The sequence below is a fragment of the Streptomyces rishiriensis genome (assembly GCF_003112535.1).
In the GTDB taxonomy this organism is placed as follows: Bacteria; Actinomycetota; Actinomycetes; order Streptomycetales; family Streptomycetaceae; genus Streptomyces; species Streptomyces rishiriensis.
This window is the reverse complement of sequence record NZ_BEWA01000018.1, coordinates 112355-131239: the sequence shown is the minus strand read 5'-3', so window position 1 is coordinate 131239 and position 18885 is coordinate 112355. Positions and strand designations below refer to the sequence as shown.

The window sequence follows — 18885 nt, the reverse complement described above, 5'->3', positions numbered from 1 at the left end:
ATCAGAAAAAGCCTTCCGTCGTCCGCGCCGCTGCGGCATCCTGCGCCCATGCAGACCGAGCTGAGCACACAACTGGGAGTCGAGCACGCCGTCTTCGGCTTCACGCCGTTCCCCGCCGTCGCCGCGGCCATCAGCCGCGCGGGCGGCTTCGGCGTGCTCGGCGCGGTCCGGTACACCGCCCCCGACGACCTCAGACGCGACCTCGACTGGATCGAGGCCCACGTCGACGGCAAGCCGTACGGACTCGACGTGGTCATGCCCGCCAAGAAGGTCGAGGGCGTGAGCGAGGCCGACGTCGAGGCGATGATCCCCGAGGGGCACCGGGCCTTCGTGCGGGACACCCTCGCCAAGTACGGCGTCCCCGGGCTGGCCGAGGGCGAGGCCGCCGGGTGGCGGATCACCGGGTGGATGGAGCAGGTCGCCCGCGGCCAGCTCGACGTCGCCTTCGACTACCCGATCCGGCTGCTGGCCAACGCCCTCGGCTCGCCGCCCGCCGACGTCGTCGCCCGCGCGCACGACCGGGACGTCCTCGTCGCCGCGCTCGCCGGGAGCGCCCGGCACGCCCGCAAGCACAAGGACGCCGGCATCGACGTCGTCGTCGCCCAGGGCTACGAGGCGGGCGGCCACACCGGCGAGATCGCCTCCATGGTGCTCACCCCGGAGGTCGTCGAGGCCGTGGACCCGCTGCCCGTGCTCGCCGCCGGCGGCATCGGCAGCGGACGGCAGGCCGCCGCCGCCCTCGCGCTCGGCGCCCAGGGCGTATGGCTCGGGTCCGTCTGGCTGACCACCTCCGAGGCCGACCTGCACTCGCCCGCCCTCACCCGCAAGCTCCTCGCGGCCGGCTCCGGCGACACGGTCCGCTCCCGCGCGCTGACCGGGAAACCCGCCCGCCAGCTGCGCACCGAGTGGACCGACGCCTGGGACGACCCCCACGGACCCGGCGCCCTCCCCATGCCCCTGCAGGGCCTGCTCGTCGCCGAGGCCGTCTCCCGCATCCAGAAGCACGAGATCGACCCCCTGCTGGGGACGCCCGTCGGCCAGATCGTCGGCCGGATGAACGACGTCCGCAGCGTCCGGGCGGTCTTCGACGACCTCACCCGCGGCTTCGAAGAGGCCGTGGACCGCGTCAACCGCATCGCCGGAAGGAGCGGCCAGTGACCAGCACACCCCCCGCGGGCTTCTGGGCCCAGGCGGCCCAGGACCCCGACCGCACCGTCCTGATCGCCCCCGACGGCCAGGAGTGGACCGCCGGCCGCCTGCACGCCGACGCCAACCGGCTCGTGCACGGCCTGCGCGCCGCCGGCCTGGAACGCGGCGACGCCTTCGCCGTCGTCCTGCCCAACTCGGCAGAGTTCTTCACCGCCCATCTGGCCGCCACCCAGGCCGGGTTCTACCTCGTGCCCGTCAACCACCACCTCGTCGGCCCCGAGATCGCCTGGATCGTCTCCGACTCCGGGGCCAAGGTGCTCATCGCCCACGAGCGGTTCGCCGGCCAGGCGTGCCGGGCCGCCGACGAGGCCGGCCTGCCGCCCGCCCGCCGCTACGCCGTGGGCGAGGTCGACGGCTTCCGGCCGTACGCCGAACTCCTCGACGGGCAGCCGGAGTCGGCGCCCGCCGACCGCACACTCGGCTGGGTCATGAACTACACCTCGGGCACCACGGGCCGCCCGCGCGGCATCCGCCGCCCGCTGCCCGGGAAGCTGCCCGAGGAGTCCTACCTCGGCGGCTTCCTGGGCATCTTCGGCATCAGGCCCTTCGACGACAACGTGCACCTGGTCTGCTCGCCGCTCTACCACACGGCGGTGCTGCAGTTCGCGGCCGCGTCCCTGCACCTGGGCCACCGGCTGGTCGTGATGGACAAGTGGACGCCCGAGGAGATGCTCCGTCTCATCGACGCCCGTCGCTGCACGCACACCCACATGGTCCCCACCCAGTTCCACCGTCTGCTGGCCCTCCCGCAGGACGTGAGGGCGCGCTACGACGTGACCTCCATGCGGCACGCCATCCACGGGGCCGCGCCCTGCCCGGACCACGTGAAGCGGGCGATGATCGACTGGTGGGGCGCCTGCGTGGAGGAGTACTACGCGGCCAGCGAGGGGGGCGGCGCGTTCGCCACGGCCGAGGAATGGCTGAAGAAGCCCGGCACGGTCGGAAAGGCCTGGCCCATCAGTGAGTTGGCCGTCTTCGACGACGACGGCGAGCGGCTGCCGCCCGGCGAACTCGGCACGGTGTACATGAAGATGACCACCGGCGGCTTCGCGTACCACAAGGACGAGGACAAGACGAGGAAGAACCGCATCGGCGACTTCTTCACCGTCGGCGACCTCGGGGTGCTCGACGACGACGGCTACCTGTTCCTGCGGGACCGCAAGATCGACCTGATCATCTCCGGCGGCGTCAACATCTACCCCGCCGAGATCGAGTCCGTGCTGCTCGCCCACCCCGCGGTCGCCGACGCCGCCGCCTTCGGCATCCCGCACGACGACTGGGGCGAGCAGGTGAAGGCCGTGATCGAGCCCGCCCCCGGCCGGGAGCCCGGCTCGGACCTCGCGGACGAACTTCTCGCCCACTGCGCCGAGCGGCTGGCCGGCTACAAGCGGCCCAAGTCCGTCGACTTCATCGCCGAGATGCCCCGGGACCCCAACGGCAAGCTGTACAAGCGGCGGTTGCGCGAGCCCTACTGGGAGGGCCGGACCCGCCCGTTGTGAGCGGCCCGCACCCCGCACCCGCGCACGGCGCCCCCACTCCCGGTGGCGAGGTGCGGGGGGTGAGGGCAGTCGTCGCGGGGCCGCCTCCGTTCGGCGCCCCGCCACGGCGGCGACTTGACCTGCTCCGGTCGCCGTCCCAGGATCATGAGCCATGACGCCCGGACATGGCAGCACGGTCGACGGGGTGCTGCGGCGCAGCGCCCGCCGCACCCCGGCGCGCGTGGCGGTCGAGTACCGCGACCGCACCTGGACCTACGAGGAACTCGACGAGGCGGTCTCGCGCGCGGCGAGCGTCCTGCTCGCCGAGGGCCTCGCCCCCGGCGACCGGGTCGGGGCCTACGGCCACAACTCCGACGCCTACCTCATCGCGTTCCTGGCCTGCGCCCGCGCGGGCCTCGTGCACGTCCCCGTCAACCAGAGCCTCACCGGCGACGACCTGGCGTACATCGTCGCCCAGTCGGGCAGCTCGCTGGTCCTCGCGGACCCCGGCCTCGCCGGCCGGCTCCCCGCCGGCGTGCGGACGGCGGCCCTGCGCGACGCCGACGACTCGCTCCTGGCCCGGCTGGCCGCCGCCCCCGTCCACGAGGGCCCCGAGCCGCGCACCGACGACCTGGTGCAACTGCTCTACACCTCCGGCACCACGGCCCTGCCCAAGGGCGCGATGATGACGCACCGCGCCCTGGTGCACGAGTACCTGAGCGCGATCACCGCCCTCGACCTGAGCGCCGGCGACCGTCCCGCGCACGCCCTCCCGCTCTACCACTCGGCGCAGATGCACGTGTTCCTGCTGCCCTACCTCGCGGTCGGCGCCACGAACACCGTCCTGGACGCCCCCGACGGCGACCGGCTCCTGGACCTGATCGAGGCCGGCCGCGTCGACAGCCTCTTCGCGCCGCCGACCGTGTGGATCGGTCTGGCGAACCGCCCCGACTTCACGACACGCGACCTGAGCGGCCTGCGCAAGGCCTACTACGGGGCGTCGATCATGCCGGTGCCGGTCCTGGAGCGCCTGCGCGAACGGCTGCCCCGGCTCGCCCTGTACAACTGCTTCGGGCAGAGCGAGATCGGCCCGCTCGCCACCGTCCTCGCGCCCGACGAGCACAAGGGGCGCCTGGACTCCTGCGGCCGCACCGTCCTGTTCGTGGACGCCCGCGTGGTCGACGAGGACGGCGCGGAGGTCCCCGACGGCACACCCGGCGAGATCGTCTACCGGTCCCCGCAGCTGTGCGAGGGCTACTGGGAGAAGCCCGAGGAGACCGCCGAGGCCTTCCGGGACGGCTGGTTCCACTCCGGCGACCTGGCCGTGCGCGACGCCGACGGCTACTTCACGATCGTCGACCGGGTGAAGGACGTCATCAACTCCGGCGGCGTGCTGGTCGCCTCCCGGCAGGTCGAGGACGTCCTCTACACCCACGAGGCCGTCGCCGAGGCCGCAGTCATCGGCCTGCCGGACGAGAAGTGGATCGAGGCGGTCACGGCCGTCGTGGTCGCGCGGGGGGAGACCTCCGAGGAGGAGCTCATCGCCCATGCGCGCGAGAACCTGGCCTCCTTCAAGGCCCCCAAGCGGGTGCTCTTCGTGGACGAGCTGCCCCGTAACGCCAGCGGCAAGATCCTCAAACGGGAACTGAGGGACCGCTTCGGCTCATGACGCCCCGGCCGGCCGTCATGACGCGCGGGGACGCTCGTCCACGATCCGCCTGATCTTGCCGACCGACCGCTCCAGCGACTCCGGGTCGACGATCTCGACGGCGACCGACACGCCGATGTCGTCCTTCACGGCCGCCGCCACGGCGCGCGCGGCCGTGGCGCGGTCCGCGGCCGTCGCGTCGGGGCGGGCCTCGGCGCGGACCGTGAGGGCGTCGAGACGTCCCTCACGGGTCAGGCGGAGCTGGAAGTGGGGCGCCACGCCCGGGGTGCGCAGCACGATCTCCTCGATCTGGGTGGGGAAGAGGTTCACCCCGCGCAGGATGACCATGTCGTCGCTGCGCCCGGTCACCTTCCGCATCCGCCGGAAGACGCGAGCCGTGCCCGGCAGCAGGCGGCTGAGGTCGCGCGTGCGGTAGCGCACGACCGGCATGGCCTCCTTGGTCAGCGAGGTGAAGACCAGCTCGCCCTCCTCGCCCTCCGGCAGGACCTCGCCGGTGACCGGGTCGACCACCTCGGGGAGGAAGTGGTCCTCCCAGACGTGCAGCCCGTCCTTGGTCTCGACGCACTCCTGAGCCACGCCCGGCCCGATCACCTCCGACAGCCCGTAGATGTCGACGGCGTCGATCGCGCATCGCTCCTCGATCTCCTGGCGCATCCGCTCCGTCCACGGCTCCGCGCCGAAGACCCCGACGCGCAGCGAGGTGGAGCGCGGGTCCACGCCCTGGCGTTCGAACTCGTCGAGCAGCGTGAGCATGTAGGACGGGGTCACCATGATGACGCGCGGTTCGAGGTCCAGGATCAGCCGGACCTGACGGGAGGTCATGCCGCCGGACGCGGGGACCACCGTGCAGCCGAGGCGCTCGGCGCCGTAGTGGGCGCCGAGACCGCCCGTGAACAGGCCGTACCCGTAGGCCACATGGACGGTGTCGCTGGGTCGGGCGCCCGCGGCACGGAGCGAACGGGCCACCATGTCCGACCACATGGACAGGTCGGCGTCCGTGTAGCCGACGACCGTCGGCCGGCCGGTCGTGCCGCTGGAGGCGTGGATGCGGCGGATGCGGTTCCGGGGGACGGCGAACATCCCGTACGGGTAGTGCGCGCGCAGGTCGGCCTTGGTCGTGAAGGGGAAGCGGGCCAGGTCGGCGAGGTCGCGGCAGTCGTCGGGGTGGACGCCCGCCTTGTCGAAGGCCTCGCGGTAGAACGGCACCCGGGAGTAGGCGCGACGCAGCGAGGTCCGCAGTCGCTCCAGTTGCAGGGTGCGCAGGGCGGCCTCGTCCAGGCGCTCGCCGTCGTCCAGCGGGTTCCGCACATCCGTCATGGGACTTCTCCCTCGCCTACCTGTCTCGAACCGGACGATCCCCGGACCGGACGATCCCCGGACCGGACGATCCCCGGACCGGACGATCCCCGGACCGGACGATCCCCGGACCGGACGATCCCCGGACCGGACGATCCTCGAATCGAGCGGCACGGACACTGCGCGGATTCCGGTACCGAACCGCCCGATCCGGGCGACCGATCATTCGGTCGATCTTCTTGTGGATCAGTAATCCAGGCCCGCGTGCGTCAGGCAAGAGGCCGGCGGCGACTTTCGCCCGGAGAACCCCGTTGCGCGCGTCCGCGGCCCCTGCCGAGAATCGGGGCATGCCGATCTTCACCGCGCCGGACGGGACCGAGCTCGCCTACCGGGTGTCGGGCGAGGGCGAGCCGCTCGTCGTGCTGCCCGGCGGCCCCCTGCGGGCCTCCGCCTACCTCGGCGACCTCGGCGCTCTCTCCGGCCGCCGCCGTCTGATCCTGCTCGACCTGCGCGGCACGGGCGGCTCCGCGATCCCCGCGGACCCGGAGACCTACCGCTGCGACCGGCAGGTGGACGACGTCGAGGCGCTGCGCGTGCACCTGGGACGGGAGCGGATCGACGTGCTGGCCCATTCGGCGGGCGGCAGCCTCGCCATGCTGTACGCGGCGCGGTACCCGCACCGGGTGTCCGGGCTCGCGCTGATCACCGTCAATCCGTGGGCCCTGGGCCGGCCGGCCACGGACCGGGACCGGCTGGCGGCCGCGCGGCTGCGCCGCCGTGAACCCTGGTTCGACGACGCGTTCCCGGCGTTCGAGGCGTGGCTCGGGGGCGGGGGCGAGCCCGCCCCGGCCGTCGTCGGCGCCTTCTTCCACGGCAGATGGGACGACGCGGCGCGCGCCCACGAGGCCGCCGCGGACGAGCAGACCTGTGCCGAGGGCGAGGACCGCTTCCTCGACCCGGCCGCCTTCGACCCGCCGGCCCTGCGGACCGCGCTGGCCGAGGTGACCGCCCCGGTGCTCGTCCTGGCCGGCGAGCTGGACGGCGGGCCCCGGCCCGAACGGGCGCGGCTGGTGGCCGATGCGTTCCCGAACGCCGAGTTCGCCGTGCAGCCGGGCGCCGGCCACTACCCGTGGCTGGACGACCCCGGCCGGTTCGCCGGGCGGGTCGGCGACTTCCTGGCACGGGCCGCTCGCCCGAGTGCGGCCCACCAGGACTGAGAACGCCCTTCCCCACGCCTGCGCGAAGGCGCTGCGGGCCCGGTCAGCCGCTCTGCGCCACGGCGACCTCGCGCGCCCACCGGTAGTCCGCCTTGCCGCTCGGCGAGCGGCGGATCGACTCGGCGAGCACCAGCTGACGCGGGATCTTGTACCCGGCGAGCCGGGTGCGGCAGTGGCTCTGGATGTCCTCCAGGGACGGCGGCGGGGCGCCGTGGCGCACCTGGACCACCGCCGCCACATGGCTGCCCCACGTCGGGTCCGGCACCCCCGCCACCAGGGCGTCGTACACGTCCGGATGCGCCTTGAGGGCCTGCTCGACCTCCTCGGGGTACACCTTCTCGCCGCCGGTGTTGATGCACTGCGAGCCGCGCCCGAGGACCACGACCACCCCGTCCTCGTCGACGGTCGCCATGTCGCCGAGCAGCACCCAGCGCTCGCCGTCCTTCTCGAAGAAGGTCTCGGCGGTCTTCACCGGGTCGTTGTAGTAGCCGAGGGGGACGTGGCCGCGCTGGGCGACGCGGCCGATCTCGCCCGCGGCCACCGGCTCGCGGGTGACCGGATCGACCACCCGGGTACGGGGGTTGACCCGGACGCGGAAGCCGCGCTCGGGTCCGGAGTCCTCCGTCGCCGTGCCGTTGAAGCCGGACTCGGAGGAGCCGAAGTTGTTCAGCAGCATCGCGTTCGGCATCAGCGCCCGGAACTGACGGCGAACCGTGTCCGACATGATCGCCCCGGACGAGGAGACGCTGAACACCGACGAGCAGTCGGTGCCCTTCATCGGTCCTTCGAGCGCGTCGATCAACGGCCGCAGCATCGCGTCGCCCACCAGGGAGATGCTGGTGACCTTCTCCTTCTCGATGGTCCGCAGCACTTCCTCGGGCACGAACTTGCGGTGGATCACGACACGTTGGCCGAAGTTGAAGCCGATGAAGGCGGTCAGCGTGGAGGTGCCGTGCATCAGCGGGGGAGTGGGGAAGAAGGTGATTCCCGTGCCGCCGGCCGCGACCCGCTCGGCGATCTCCTGCGGCTTCCTCACCGGCTCGCCCGTGGGCGAGCCGCCGCCCAGCCCCGAGAAGAACAGGTCCTCCTGACGCCACATCACGCCCTTGGGCATGCCGGTCGTGCCGCCGGTGTAGATGATGAACTGGTCGTCGCCGGAGCGGGCCGGGAATCCGCGCGCGGGCGAGCCGCTCGCCTCCGCGTCGGCGAACGAGGTGATGCCCTCGGCCGCCGGGCCGACCCGGATCAGGTGCCGCAGCGCGGGCGTCTGCGGCAGCGCGGCCGCCACCCGGTCGGCGAACTCCGCGTCGAAGGCGAGCGCGACCAGGTCCGCGTCCCGGTAGAGGTAGACCAACTCCTCTTCCACATAGCGGTAGTTGACGTTGACGGGCACGATGCGCGCCTTCAGGCAGCCCAGCACCGTCTGCAGGTACTCCACGCCGTTGTACAGATGCAGCCCGAGGTGCTCGCCGGGGCGCAGGCCGCTGTCGAGGAGGTGGTGGCCGATGCGGTTGGCGGCCGCGTCGAGCTGCGCGTACGTCAGCCGGCGTTCCGCGCCGGTGCCGGGATGGTCGACGTACACGAGCGCCTCGCGGTCCGCCGCCACGTCGACGACCGACTCGAACAGGTCGGCAAGGTTGTACTCCACCGTTCCTCCTGACCGCGGCCCTGGTTCCCGGACGGTTCGCCGGTCATCAGAGCAAAGGGCGCGACAAGTGGGAAGGGCCCGCGCCAAGAAATCTGACTGACTGTCAGAAAACCCTTGAACTGCCATCACGCCTACTGCAACCTGTTCTCGTTCTTTCCGAGGGGAGATGTGCGATGGGCGGTACCGAACACCTCACCGTGCAGCGCGAGGGCGCCACGCTCGTGCTCACGCTCAACCGGCCGCAGGCCAAGAACGCGCTCTCGCTCGCCATGCTGGTCGGCCTGTACGACGGCTGGCTGGAGGCCGACGAGGACGACTCGGTCCGCTCGGTCGTCCTCACCGGCGCGGGCGGCTCCTTCTGCGCCGGCATGGACCTCAAGGCCCTGGCGGGCAAGGGCATGGAGGGCGAGCAGTACCGCGACCGGCTCAAGGCCGACCCCGACCTGCACTGGAAGGCGATGCTCCGTCACCACCGCCCGCGCAAACCGGTGATCGCCGCCGTCGAGGGGTACTGCGTCGCGGGCGGCACCGAGATGCTCCAGGGCACCGACATCCGCGTCGCCGGCGACTCCGCGACCTTCGGCCTGTTCGAGGTCAGGCGCGGTCTGTTCCCGATCGGCGGCTCCACCGTCCGGCTGCAGCGCCAGATCCCTCGCACCCACGCCCTGGAGATGCTGCTCACCGGTCGTCCGTACAGCGCCCGGGAGGCCGCGGACATCGGCCTGGTCGGCCATGTCGTGCCGGACGGCACGGCCCTGCAGAAGGCCCTGGAGATCGCCGAACGCGTCAACTCCTGCGGCCCGCTGGCGGTCGAGGCCGTCAAGGCGTCGGTGTACGAGACCGCCGACCTCACCGAGACCGACGGTCTCGCCGCCGAACTCGCCCGGGGCTGGCCGGTCTTCGACACCGCCGACGCCAAGGAAGGCGCCCGCGCCTTCGCGGAGAAGCGCCCGCCCCGCTACCGGCGCGCGTGACGCTCCGCCCGGCGAGCCGGCGGTGCGGGTCGTTCGCGGCCTGCGGGGCCCTCGTGGCCGGTCGCGCCCACGCGGAGCCGCACATGCAAGCGCCCCGCGCCCCTCGGGGCGCCCCCACCGACGTCGGCTTCCCGAGGAGGCAGCCCCGATGCCCGAAGTCCTGAAAGCACCCCTGGTCGTCGAGTTCCCCTTCACCCGGTCCCTCGGCCCCGTGCAGAGCGCCTTCCTGACCGGCCTGCGCGAGCGCGTCGTCCTCGGCGTGCGCGCCGCCGACGGCCGCACCCTCGTCCCGCCCGTCGAGTACGACCCCGTGACCGCCGAGGAGATCCGCGACCTCGTCCCGGTCGCGTCCACCGGCACCGTCACCACCTGGGCCTGGAACCACGCCCCCCGCCGCGGACAGCCCCTCGCCACGCCGTTCGCCTGGGTCCTGGTCCGCCTCGACGGCGCCGACACCGCCCTCCTGCACGCCCTCGACGTGCCCGGCCCCGACGCCGTCCGCACCGGCATGCGCGTCCGGATCCGCTGGGCCGCGGAACGCGTCGGCGCCATCACCGACATCGCCTGCTTCGAAGCCCACGCCGGCGGAGCCGCACCCGACGGCGGCGATCCCGACGCACTCCCGGACGACCGGGTCACCGGCATCGTCGCCCCCGCCCGCCTCGACTACACCTACTCGCCCGGCCGCGCCCAGTCCGCCTACATCGCCGCGCTCTCCACCCGGCGCACGGTCGGCGAACGCTGCCCGACCTGCCGCAAGGTGTACGTCCCGCCCCGCGGAGCCTGTCCCACCTGCGGCGTCCCGACCACGGAACAGGTCGAGGTGGGACCGCGCGGGACCGTCACCACCTTCTGCATCGTCAACATCAAGGCGAAGAACCTCGACATCGAGGTGCCCTACGTCTACGCCCACATCGCCCTCGACGGCGCCGGCCTCGCCCTGCACGGACGCATCGGCGGCATCCCCTACGACCAGGTCCGCATGGGCCTGCGCGTCGAACCCGTCTGGACGGAAGGCGCCCGCTACCCCGACCACTACCGGCCCACCGGCGAACCGGACGCGGACTACGACGTCTACAAGGAGCTGCTGTGACCCGCGAGGAACCCTCGGACCGCCGTGACGTCGCGGTGGTGGCCTTCGCCCAGAGCGACGTCCTGCGCACCACCGACGAGCTCTCCGAGGTCGAGATGCTCATGCCGGTCCTGCACAGCGTCCTGGACCGGACCGGCCTGAAGACCGCCGACATCGACTTCACCTGCTCCGGCTCCAGCGACTACCTCGCCGGCCGCGCCTTCTCCTTCACGCTCGCCCTCGACGGCGTCGGCGCCTGGCCGCCCATCTCCGAGTCCCACGTCGAGATGGACGGCGCCTGGGCGCTGTACGAGGCGTGGACCAAACTCCTCAGCGGCGACGCCGACACCGCTCTCGTCTACTCCTACGGCAAGTCCTCGCCCGGCTCCCTGCGCGACGTCCTCACCCGCCAGCTCGACCCGTACTACGTCGCCCCCCTGTGGCCCGACTCCGTCGCCCTGGCCGCACTCCAGGCGCAGGCCCTGATCGACGCCGGCGACACCGACGAGCCGGCCCTCGCGGCGATCGGCGCCCGCAGCCGACGCACCGCCACCCTCAACTCCCATGCCCAGCTGCGCGGTTCGGTCCCGCCCGGCGACTACGCGGTGCGGCCGCTGCGCACCGGAGACTGTCCGCCCGTCGGCGACGGGGCCGCCGCCGTCATCCTCGCGGCGGGTGAGCGGGCCCGCGAGCTGTGCTCCCGGCCCGCCTGGATCCGGGGCATCGACCACCGCATCGAGGCCCACTCGCTGGGCGTGCGCGACCTGACCGACTCGCCCTCCACCCGCCTCGCCGCCGAGCGCGCCGGCGCGTTCGACCGGCCCGTAGACACCGCCGAGCTGCACGCGCCGTTCACCTCGCAGGAGGTCGTCCTGCGCAAGGCGCTGCGACTGGACGACAGCGTCCGGGTGAACCTGTCCGGCGGCGCGCTCGCCGCCAACCCGATGATGGCCGCCGGCCTGATCCGCGTCGGCGAGGCCGCCGCCCGCGTCCACCGGGGCGAGTCCGACCGCGCCCTCGCCCACGCCACCTCCGGCCCGTGTCTCCAGCAGAACCTGGTCGCCGTACTCGAAGGGGAACCGCGATGAGCAAGGAGCCCGTGGCCGTCGTCGGGATCGGCCAGACCAAGCACGTCGCGGCCCGCCGGGACGTCTCGATCGCCGGGCTGGTCCGCGAGGCCGCCCGCCGCGCCCTCGACGACGCCGAGCTGACCTGGGCCGACGTCGACGCCGTCGTCATCGGCAAGGCCCCCGACTTCTTCGAGGGCGTCATGATGCCCGAGCTGTACCTCGCCGACGCGCTCGGCGCGGTGGGCAAGCCGATGCTGCGGGTGCACACGGCCGGCTCGGTCGGCGGATCCACCGCGCTGGTCGCCGCGAACCTCGTCGCGGCCCGTGTCCACGGCACCGTCCTCACCCTGGCCTTCGAGAAGCAGTCCGAGTCCAACGCCATGTGGGGACTGTCCCTGCCCATCCCCTTCCAGCAGCCCCTGCTCGCCGGGGCCGGCGGCTTCTTCGCCCCGCACGTGCGCGCCTACATGCGGCGCAGCGGCGCCCCCGACACCGTCGGCTCGCTCGTGGCGTACAAGGACCGGCGCAACGCGCTCAAGAACCCCTACGCCCACCTCCACGAGCACGACATCACGCTGGAGAAGGTCCAGGCCTCGCCCATGCTCTGGGACCCGATCCGCTACTCCGAGACCTGCCCCTCCTCCGACGGGGCCTGCGCGATGGTCCTCACCGACCGGGCCGGCGCCGCCCGCGCGCCCCGTCCGCCCGCCTGGGTGCTCGGCGGCGCGATGCGCAGCGAACCGACCCTCTTCGCCGGCAAGGACGCCGTCTCGCCGCAGGCCGGCAAGGACTGCGCCGCCGACGTCTACCGGCAGGCCGGCGTCACCGACCCGCGCCGCGACATCGACGCCGTCGAGATGTACGTGCCGTTCTCCTGGTACGAGCCGATGTGGCTGGAGAACCTCGGCTTCGCCGACGAGGGCGAAGGCTGGAAACTCACCGAGGCCGGCGTCACCGAGCTCGACGGCGACCTGCCCGTCAACATGTCGGGCGGTGTCCTGTCCACCAATCCGATCGGCGCCTCCGGCATGATCCGCTTCGCGGAGGCCGCCCTCCAGGTGCGCGGCCAGGCCGGGGAACACCAGGTGGAGCGGGCCGGGAAGGTCCTGGGCCACGCCTACGGGGGCGGCTCGCAGTTCTTCTCCATGTGGCTGGTGGGGGCGCGGCCGCCGATGTCCTGAAAGGTCCCCCCTCGCGTGCTCTGTCGGCGTCCGGGGCCGGTCGCTAGGCTGGCCCGCGGACGACGAACCGGGAGGAGCACGGACGTGGCCGAGAGCACCATCCAGCAGCAGCCGCTCACGGGCTGGGACAAGCCGGAGCTGGACCTCAGCAACGCCGAGTGGCAGTCGAGCAGCCGGGGGCGGGGGGATGTCCAGATCGCCTTCGTCGAGGGCTTCATCGCGATGCGCAACAGCGGCAGCCCGCAGAGCGCCTCCCTGATCTTCACACCCGCCGAGTGGGGTGCGTTCGTGTCGGAGGCACGGGCGGGAGAGTTCGACCTGACCTGACCGCGGCTCGAAGGGGCGGGGGAACTCCGCGAGCGGCGGTGTGCGGACGGCTCACGCCCGGCGGGCCGCGTCCCGCCCACCGCGCCGCCGAAGGGCGTCGGCCACGTACCATGGCCGCATGTCGTTCCTCCGCCGCCGCAGCGCCACGCCCGCCGGGCCCGACTTCGACGTCCTGGCCATGGATCCGGGCGACTGGCCCGGCAACCTGGGCGCCGGCCTCCTGCCCGCGCCCGACGGCAGCTGCCAGGGCGTCTTCCTGCGATACGACCTCTTCGGCGGCCGCGGCCCCGCGATGATCATCGGCAATCTGCCCGAGGGATCCCCGGCCCGTGAGGTGGAGGAGGGCGAGGTCCCCTTCGAGGTGGCCCAGCTCCTGCTCGCGCTGGAGAACGACGAGGAGGTGACCGTCGTCGGCACCGAGGACATGCCGGTGATGCAGGGAGACAACCTCCTGATCGTGCGCCGGCTGAAGCTCTCCGAGGGGCGGATCTCCTGTGTGCAGTTCGACCGCAGCGACAACGTCCTGGTGACCATCGCCGCCTGGGACCGCCCCATCACCGACGACCTGTACGCCCTGCTGAAGCCGCTCCCGGCGGAGCTGTTCCAGCAGGGCTGAGGCCCGGCCACGCCGTCGACGCCCCCACGGCGTGGACGGCGTTCGCTACGTCGCCGGGGTCGCCTTCACGTCGGCGGCGCGCACGAACGCCACCCGGTGGCCGTACTGGATCTCGTAGTACTGGTCGTCGCCGACGACCAGCCGGTGCGAGTCCCCGGCGAAGGTGACGGCGTAGTAGTACTCGCCCGCGATCTTGTCGCCGGCCACGTACTTCTGCCCCTTGGGCAGCGTGTACGGCAGCGGCGAGAGCGCCTGGGCCGGGACGCCCGCCGGGTAGGCCCCGGCCTCGGGGTAGGCCCGGCCGTACAGGGCGACGCTGTCGCGGCCGTCCTTCGGGGTGACCACCAGGCCCGTCGTGGGGACGGCGGTCGGCTGGGCCTCGGGGTTCCTGAACCAGGCCTTGCGGCCCAGGTACCAGATCGCCGTCCAGTCGCCCCACCGGTCGGCGACCGCGTACTGCTGGCCGGTCGACGCCCGTGAGGCGACGTCGTTGACGCCCGTGGTGGGGGCGGAGCCGTCGCCGACGTCCTTGACCAGGGCGGACTTCTCGTCATGGTCGGTGTACAGCCGTACATCGCCGGAACCGTGCGCGACGCACGCCAGGCCCTGGCCGCCGCAGTCCGTGTACGCCGGCCGGTTGACGGCGTAGTCCGGCCGGATCGTCACCACGGCGCCGCTGCTGCCGGCCGTCGCCTCCAGCGGCCGGCCCAGCAGCTCGAAGTAGTGGCGCCAGTCCCAGAACGGGCCGGGATCGGTGTGCATCCCGGAGATGCTCGCCGTGGTCGGGCCGGGCACGTTGTCGTGGCCCAGGATGTGCTGCCGGTCCAGCGGGATGCCGTACTCGGCGGCCAGGTAGGTCACCAGACGCGCCGATGCCCGGTACATCGCCTCCGTGAACCAGGCGTCGGGCCGGGCGAGGAAGCCCTCGTGCTCCAGGCCGATCGACTTGGAGTTGACGTACCAGTTGCCCGCGTGCCACGCCACGTCCTTGGCCTTGACGTGCTGGGCGATGTGGCCGTCGGTGGAGCGCAGCGAGTAGTTCCAGGACACGTAGGTCGGGTCCTGGACCATGGACAGCACCCCTTCCCAGCCGCCCTCGGTGTCGTGCACGACGATGTACCTGATGTCGGGCGAGACGGGCCGGTCGGCGACGTCGTGGTTGCCGTAGTCGTTGTCGCCGAACTGCTCGTGCGGCGCCGGGATCCACTCGCAGGACACCGTCGTCGGACACTCGGCGCCCGCCGCGGAGAGCGTGCGCAGGCCGGCCCGGTGCAGCGGGGCCGTCCGCGGGACCAGGCCCGGCTGCGCGGCCAGGGCGACCGTCTGCCCGGCGTCCGTGGTGCGCTCCTCGCCGGTGCGGAGCACCGCGTACACGTCGTCGGCGTAGGCGGCGGCCGTCGCGGTGTCGTCCGCGCCCGAGAACCGCGCCACCGCGCCGTACCAGTCCGCCGGATCGGCGCTGAGGGGCTCGCCCAGGGTGCGCTGGGCGGCGGCGAGGAGCGCCGCGCCGCCCGCGACGTTGGCCGCGGGGTCCGTGCGCAGGGCCGCCGGGCTCAGTCCCGTCAGCCGCGCCGCCTTCGGCAGGGTCTTCAGCCGGGCCGGCAGCTCCGCGCTCGACGGGAGCCGGCCGTCCGGGGCCTGCGCCGGCCGCGGCGCCGGGCGGACGGAGTCGCCCCGGAAGTCCTGGGCGTCCCGGCGTCGGTGCGAGGCGGTGGTGAGCGCCGTGCGGGCGTCGGTGAGGTGCATGGGGCCGTAGCCGCCGGTCACGCTCGGCGCCCCGGCGTGCGCGTCCCAGCGGGACTGGAGGTAGGACACGCCCAGCAGCACGCTCTGCGGCACGTGGTACTCGGCGGCCGCCGCGGCGAAGGCCCGCTGCAGGCCGGTCGCCGAGGAGGGGCGGGGGTCCGCGGCGTCGGCGGGGGACGCCGTGGCGCACAGCGGGAGCAGCAGAGCCGCCGACGCCATGGCGCCTGCGGCTCTACGGGAACGTCTGCGGGGTCCGGGGGGAGTGACGGGTTTTCGCACTGCGGTCTCCTGGGGACGAGCGGGCGGCGGCGCACGGGCCCGACGGGGCCCGGTGGTCTCGCTTTGCCGACAACCCGTCAATCATGACCGCAAATCGGTCATTTACCCCGGCAAGACACCGCCCGCGCGCGGAGAGGTCCGTGGCGCGCCCCCGATGCGGTGCGCCACGGACCTCTCCGCCCCCTCAGCGGGTGCCGACCGCCGCGCGCACGGCCCTGCGGGCCAGCTGGCAGTCGTCGTGCAGCCGCCGCAGCAGCAGTCGCTGTTCCTCGCCGGACGGCACGGCGCCCGGGTGACCCGCGGCCGGGGCCGTGTCGTGCATCGAACGCTGCACGGCCGTCTCGTAGGTGCGGATCTCGCGGGTCAGCACCAGCATCAGGTTCACCAGGAAGGCGTCCCGTGCGGCGGGCCCCGCCGACTGGGCGATCTGGCTGATCTGACGGCGCGCCACCGGCGCGTCGGCCAGCGCCGACCACAGCGTCGCCAGGTCGTAGCCCGGCAGATACCAGCCCGCGTGCTCCCAGTCCACCAGCACTGGACCGGCCGGTGACAGAAGGATGTTCGACAGGAGGGCGTCGCCGTGGCAGAACTGGCCCATGCCCTGCCGGCCCGCGCCGGCGGCGATGCCGTGCAGCAGCTTCTGCAGGTCGCCCATGTCGCGGTCGGTGAGCAGGCCCAGCTCGTGGTAGCGGGAGATGCGGGCCGCGTAGTCCAGCGGCGCGTCGAACGTGCCCGCCGGCGGCCGCCAGGCGTTGAGCCGGCAGATCGCGCCGAGCGCCGCGCGGACGTCGGCCCGCGGCGGAGCCTCGGTGGGGTGCCGCTGCAGCGCCGCCACCCGCCCGGGCATCCGCTCGATCACCAGGGTGCAGTTGTCCGGGTCCGCCGCGATCAGTCTCGGCGCCCGCACGGGGGGGCGGTGCCGGACGAACGTGCGGTACGCGGCTATTTCGTGCCGGATCCGCTCCGCCCACACGGGGGAGTGGTCCAGTAAGCACTTGGCGACGGCCGTGCTGCGTCCCGTCGTGCCGACCAGGAGCACCGAGCGTCCGCTGCGGCGCAGCACCTGCACCGGAGTGAACTCCGGGCAGATCCGGTGCACCGAGGCGATCGCCGTGCGCAGCTGGGCCCCCTGGGGGCCGGACAGGTCGAGTCTCCCGCTGAGCGGTTGCGTGCCGAGCCCCGCGGGGCGCCGGACCGGACCCGCGCCGAGCGCGGGGCCCGCCGACCGTGCGGGGTCCAGGTAGGGGCCGCCGCCGCCCGGGCGGGCGTGCAGCGACCGGGGCGGGGCGGACACGGAGGACGATGCTGCGTACATGGGAGAAACAGATCCCTTCGTGTGCCGGACGTCAGTGCGCTGCCCCGACCGGCCCTTACGGGTACACCCTGGGGAATGTCCCTCGGCGACCGGGTCGGGGTGGCGCTTTCCTACCTGACACCCGTCGCCCAGTGGCACACCATCTGGCGAACCCTGGCGAACCCTGGCGAATAGTCGCCCGGCAACTTTCACCGGGCTACTGTCAACTCAGCCGAGAACCTGGGGGCTTGACGTGAGCGGACAACCCAACACTCGCCTGACGGACCTGTTCGGCCTGGCCGGCTGGTCCAAGGGCGAACTCGCGAGGCTGGTCAACCGGCAGGCGGCGGCCATGGGCCACCCCCAGCTGTCGACCGACACCTCCCGGGTGCGGCGATGGATCGACACGGGAGAGATCCCGCGCGATCCGGTGCCGCGGGTGCTGGCGGCTCTGTTCACCGAGCGTCTCGGCCGTGTCGTGACCATCGAGGACCTCGGTCTGGTCCGGCACGGGCGTACAGGGAAGCGGCCGGGCGGCGGGAATGCGGAACATCCCGACGGCGTGCCGTGGGCGCCCGAACGGACTGCCGCGGTCCTCACCGAATTCACGGGAATGGACCTCATGCTCAACCGACGCGGCTTGGTGGGCGCGGGTGCCGCGCTCGCCGCGGGCTCAGCACTCAGCAGTGCCATGTACGAGTGGCTGCACACCGACCCCACCCTCTCCGCCGACGCTCCTGTCATCGACCATCCCCTCCTCCACCACGCCGACCCGGCCGGGTTCGACCGCTACGAGGCCGCTCCCATCGGCACGGAGGAGGTCGACGAACTGGAGCTCTCGGTCGAGGTGTTCCGGGCCTGGGACGCGGCCCGCGGTGGCGGGTTGCAGCGCAAGGCTGTTGTGGGACAGCTCAACGAGGTGGGCGGCATCCTCGCCTACCGTCACCCCGCCCATCTCCAGCGGCGCCTGTGGGGCGTCGCGGCCAACCTCGCGGTCCTCGCGGGCTGGATGTCGCACGACGTCGGCCTGGAGCCGACGGCCCAGAAGTACTTCGTCATCGCCGCCCATGCGGCGCGTGAGGGCGGCGACCGGCCGCGGGCCGGCGAGGCGCTGTCCCGGGCGGCCCGTCAGATGGTCCATCTCGGACGGCCCGACGACGCCCTCGACCTGATGAAACTGGCCCAGTCCGGCTCCGGCGACGACGTGCTGCCGCGCACCCGGGCGATGTTCCACACCATCGAGGCCTGGGCACAGGCGTCGATGGGCAAGGGACAGGCGATGCGCCGCACCCTCGGCCGGGCGGAGGACCTCTTCGTCTCCGACCGGGGCGACGTCACACCGCCGTCCTGGATGCAGACCTTCAAGGACGAGGATCTGTACGGCATGCAGGCCCTGGCCTACCGCACGCTGGCCGAGTTCGAGCCGCAGGCGGCCGCGCACGCCCAGTACTACGCGGAGAAGGCCCTCGCGCTGCGCGTGGACGGCCGTGAGCGATCGAAGATCTTCGACCATCTGTCCATGGCGTCCGCCTGCTTCATCGCGAACGATCCCGAACAGGCGGACAGGTTCGCGCGGTTGGCCCTGATGTCGATGGGGTCGAACTCCTCCCGGCGCACCTGGGACCGGCTGAGTCAGATGTACCGGCTCACCGCGCAGTACGCCGACTCCCCCCGGATCAGCGAGCTGCGCGAGGAGATCAGGCTGGCGCTGCCGAGGCAGAAGGGGGTGCGGTCCGGCAACGACGCCCAGGCGTGAGCGAGAGGGAGCCCGTCGTCTCTTCCCGGCCGCAGGCCGTGGGCCGTGGGCCG

At 73.0% G+C, this 18885-nt stretch carries 15 protein-coding genes; 11 read left to right on the top strand and 4 right to left on the bottom strand.

Features of this window, described 5'->3' with window-relative positions; all coding sequences use genetic code 11:
* Window positions 1–48: 48 nt before the first annotated feature.
* From Sri02f_RS30075 to Sri02f_RS30065, 3 genes are all read left to right on the top strand, one after another.
* Window positions 49–1158: an NAD(P)H-dependent flavin oxidoreductase gene (locus Sri02f_RS30075; RefSeq protein ID WP_109004482.1), complete on the top strand. Its 1110-nt coding sequence runs from the start codon at window positions 49–51 to the stop codon at window positions 1156–1158.
* Window positions 1155–2708 carry an acyl-CoA synthetase gene (locus Sri02f_RS30070; protein ID WP_109004481.1) on the top strand — a complete coding sequence of 518 codons (1554 nt, stop codon included), beginning with the start codon at window positions 1155–1157 and terminating at the stop codon, window positions 2706–2708. The genes Sri02f_RS30075 and Sri02f_RS30070 overlap by 4 nt, the downstream gene beginning before the upstream one ends.
* Window positions 2709–2859: 151 nt before the next feature.
* Window positions 2860–4356, top strand: a complete 1497-nt coding sequence (locus Sri02f_RS30065) for an acyl-CoA synthetase (protein ID WP_109004480.1) — start codon at window positions 2860–2862, stop codon at window positions 4354–4356.
* A 15-nt stretch (window positions 4357–4371) separates the two neighbouring features.
* Here the strand turns inward: Sri02f_RS30065 and paaK are convergent, their stop codons facing one another.
* Window positions 4372–5673: a phenylacetate--CoA ligase PaaK gene (paaK, locus tag Sri02f_RS30060; RefSeq protein WP_109004479.1), complete on the bottom strand. Its 1302-nt coding sequence runs from the start codon at window positions 5671–5673 to the stop codon at window positions 4372–4374.
* A gap of 326 nt (window positions 5674–5999) precedes the next feature.
* On the opposite strand from paaK, the gene Sri02f_RS30055 reads away from it, so the two are divergent.
* Window positions 6000–6869: an alpha/beta fold hydrolase gene (locus Sri02f_RS30055; RefSeq protein WP_109004478.1), complete on the top strand. Its 870-nt coding sequence runs from the start codon at window positions 6000–6002 to the stop codon at window positions 6867–6869.
* 43 nt (window positions 6870–6912) lie between these two features.
* On the opposite strand, the gene Sri02f_RS30050 is transcribed toward Sri02f_RS30055, so the two are convergent.
* Complete coding sequence (locus Sri02f_RS30050) at window positions 6913–8517, bottom strand: acyl-CoA synthetase (RefSeq protein ID WP_109004477.1); 1605 nt, start codon at window positions 8515–8517, stop codon at window positions 6913–6915.
* A 173-nt stretch (window positions 8518–8690) separates the two neighbouring features.
* Here Sri02f_RS30050 and Sri02f_RS30045 point away from each other — a divergent pair, with 173 nt between their 5' ends.
* The 6 genes from Sri02f_RS30045 (at window position 8691) to Sri02f_RS30020 (ending at window position 13757) form a co-directional block, all read left to right on the top strand.
* Entirely contained in the window at window positions 8691–9491 is an 801-nt protein-coding gene (locus Sri02f_RS30045; RefSeq protein ID WP_109004476.1) for a crotonase/enoyl-CoA hydratase family protein, read from the top strand.
* 148 nt (window positions 9492–9639) lie between these two features.
* Window positions 9640–10584, top strand: a complete 945-nt coding sequence (locus Sri02f_RS30040) for a Zn-ribbon domain-containing OB-fold protein (RefSeq protein ID WP_109004475.1) — start codon at window positions 9640–9642, stop codon at window positions 10582–10584.
* Window positions 10581–11651: a thiolase family protein gene (locus Sri02f_RS30035; protein ID WP_109004474.1), complete on the top strand. Its 1071-nt coding sequence runs from the start codon at window positions 10581–10583 to the stop codon at window positions 11649–11651. Before Sri02f_RS30040 ends, Sri02f_RS30035 begins: the two co-directional genes overlap by 4 nt.
* Window positions 11648–12814 carry a thiolase family protein gene (locus tag Sri02f_RS30030; RefSeq protein WP_069773635.1) on the top strand — a complete coding sequence of 389 codons (1167 nt, stop codon included), beginning with the start codon at window positions 11648–11650 and terminating at the stop codon, window positions 12812–12814. The genes Sri02f_RS30035 and Sri02f_RS30030 overlap by 4 nt, the downstream gene beginning before the upstream one ends.
* Window positions 12815–12898: 84 nt before the next feature.
* Window positions 12899–13141, top strand: coding sequence for a DUF397 domain-containing protein (locus Sri02f_RS30025; RefSeq protein ID WP_109004473.1), 243 nt, complete (start codon window positions 12899–12901; stop codon window positions 13139–13141).
* Window positions 13142–13259: 118 nt separating this feature from the next.
* Window positions 13260–13757, top strand: a complete 498-nt coding sequence (locus Sri02f_RS30020) for a hypothetical protein (protein WP_062646030.1) — start codon at window positions 13260–13262, stop codon at window positions 13755–13757.
* 45 nt (window positions 13758–13802) lie between these two features.
* Here Sri02f_RS30020 and Sri02f_RS30015 read toward each other — a convergent pair whose 3' ends face one another.
* Entirely contained in the window at window positions 13803–15722 is a 1920-nt protein-coding gene (locus Sri02f_RS30015) for an N-acetylmuramoyl-L-alanine amidase (protein ID WP_109004472.1), read from the bottom strand.
* Between the two features lie 244 nt (window positions 15723–15966).
* Window positions 15967–17097 (bottom strand): aminoglycoside phosphotransferase family protein, encoded by a 1131-nt coding sequence (locus tag Sri02f_RS30010; protein ID WP_109004471.1) that lies wholly within the window; start codon window positions 17095–17097, stop codon window positions 15967–15969.
* Between the two features lie 232 nt (window positions 17098–17329).
* Here Sri02f_RS30010 and Sri02f_RS30005 point away from each other — a divergent pair, with 232 nt between their 5' ends.
* Complete coding sequence (locus tag Sri02f_RS30005) at window positions 17330–18832, top strand: DNA-binding protein NsdB (RefSeq protein WP_109004470.1); 1503 nt, start codon at window positions 17330–17332, stop codon at window positions 18830–18832.
* Window positions 18833–18885: the final 53 nt, after the last annotated feature.

Bases quoted from the DNA above. Each gene is read 5' to 3' on its own strand.
- Sri02f_RS30065 (WP_109004480.1), top strand. From the start codon at position 2,860: ATGACGCCCGGACATGGCAGCACGGTCGACGGGGTGCTGCGGCGCAGC.
- Sri02f_RS30020 (WP_062646030.1), top strand. From the start codon at position 13,260: ATGTCGTTCCTCCGCCGCCGCAGCGCCACGCCCGCCGGGCCCGACTTC.
- Sri02f_RS30045 (WP_109004476.1), top strand. From the start codon at position 8,691: ATGGGCGGTACCGAACACCTCACCGTGCAGCGCGAGGGCGCCACGCTC.
- Sri02f_RS30015 (WP_109004472.1), bottom strand. From the start codon at position 15,722: ATGGCGTCGGCGGCTCTGCTGCTCCCGCTGTGCGCCACGGCGTCCCCC.
- Sri02f_RS30055 (WP_109004478.1), top strand. From the start codon at position 6,000: ATGCCGATCTTCACCGCGCCGGACGGGACCGAGCTCGCCTACCGGGTG.
- Sri02f_RS30040 (WP_109004475.1), top strand. From the start codon at position 9,640: ATGCCCGAAGTCCTGAAAGCACCCCTGGTCGTCGAGTTCCCCTTCACC.
- paaK (WP_109004479.1), bottom strand. From the start codon at position 5,673: ATGACGGATGTGCGGAACCCGCTGGACGACGGCGAGCGCCTGGACGAG.
- Sri02f_RS30030 (WP_069773635.1), top strand. From the start codon at position 11,648: ATGAGCAAGGAGCCCGTGGCCGTCGTCGGGATCGGCCAGACCAAGCAC.
- Sri02f_RS30010 (WP_109004471.1), bottom strand. From the start codon at position 17,097: ATGTACGCAGCATCGTCCTCCGTGTCCGCCCCGCCCCGGTCGCTGCAC.
- Sri02f_RS30075 (WP_109004482.1), top strand. From the start codon at position 49: ATGCAGACCGAGCTGAGCACACAACTGGGAGTCGAGCACGCCGTCTTC.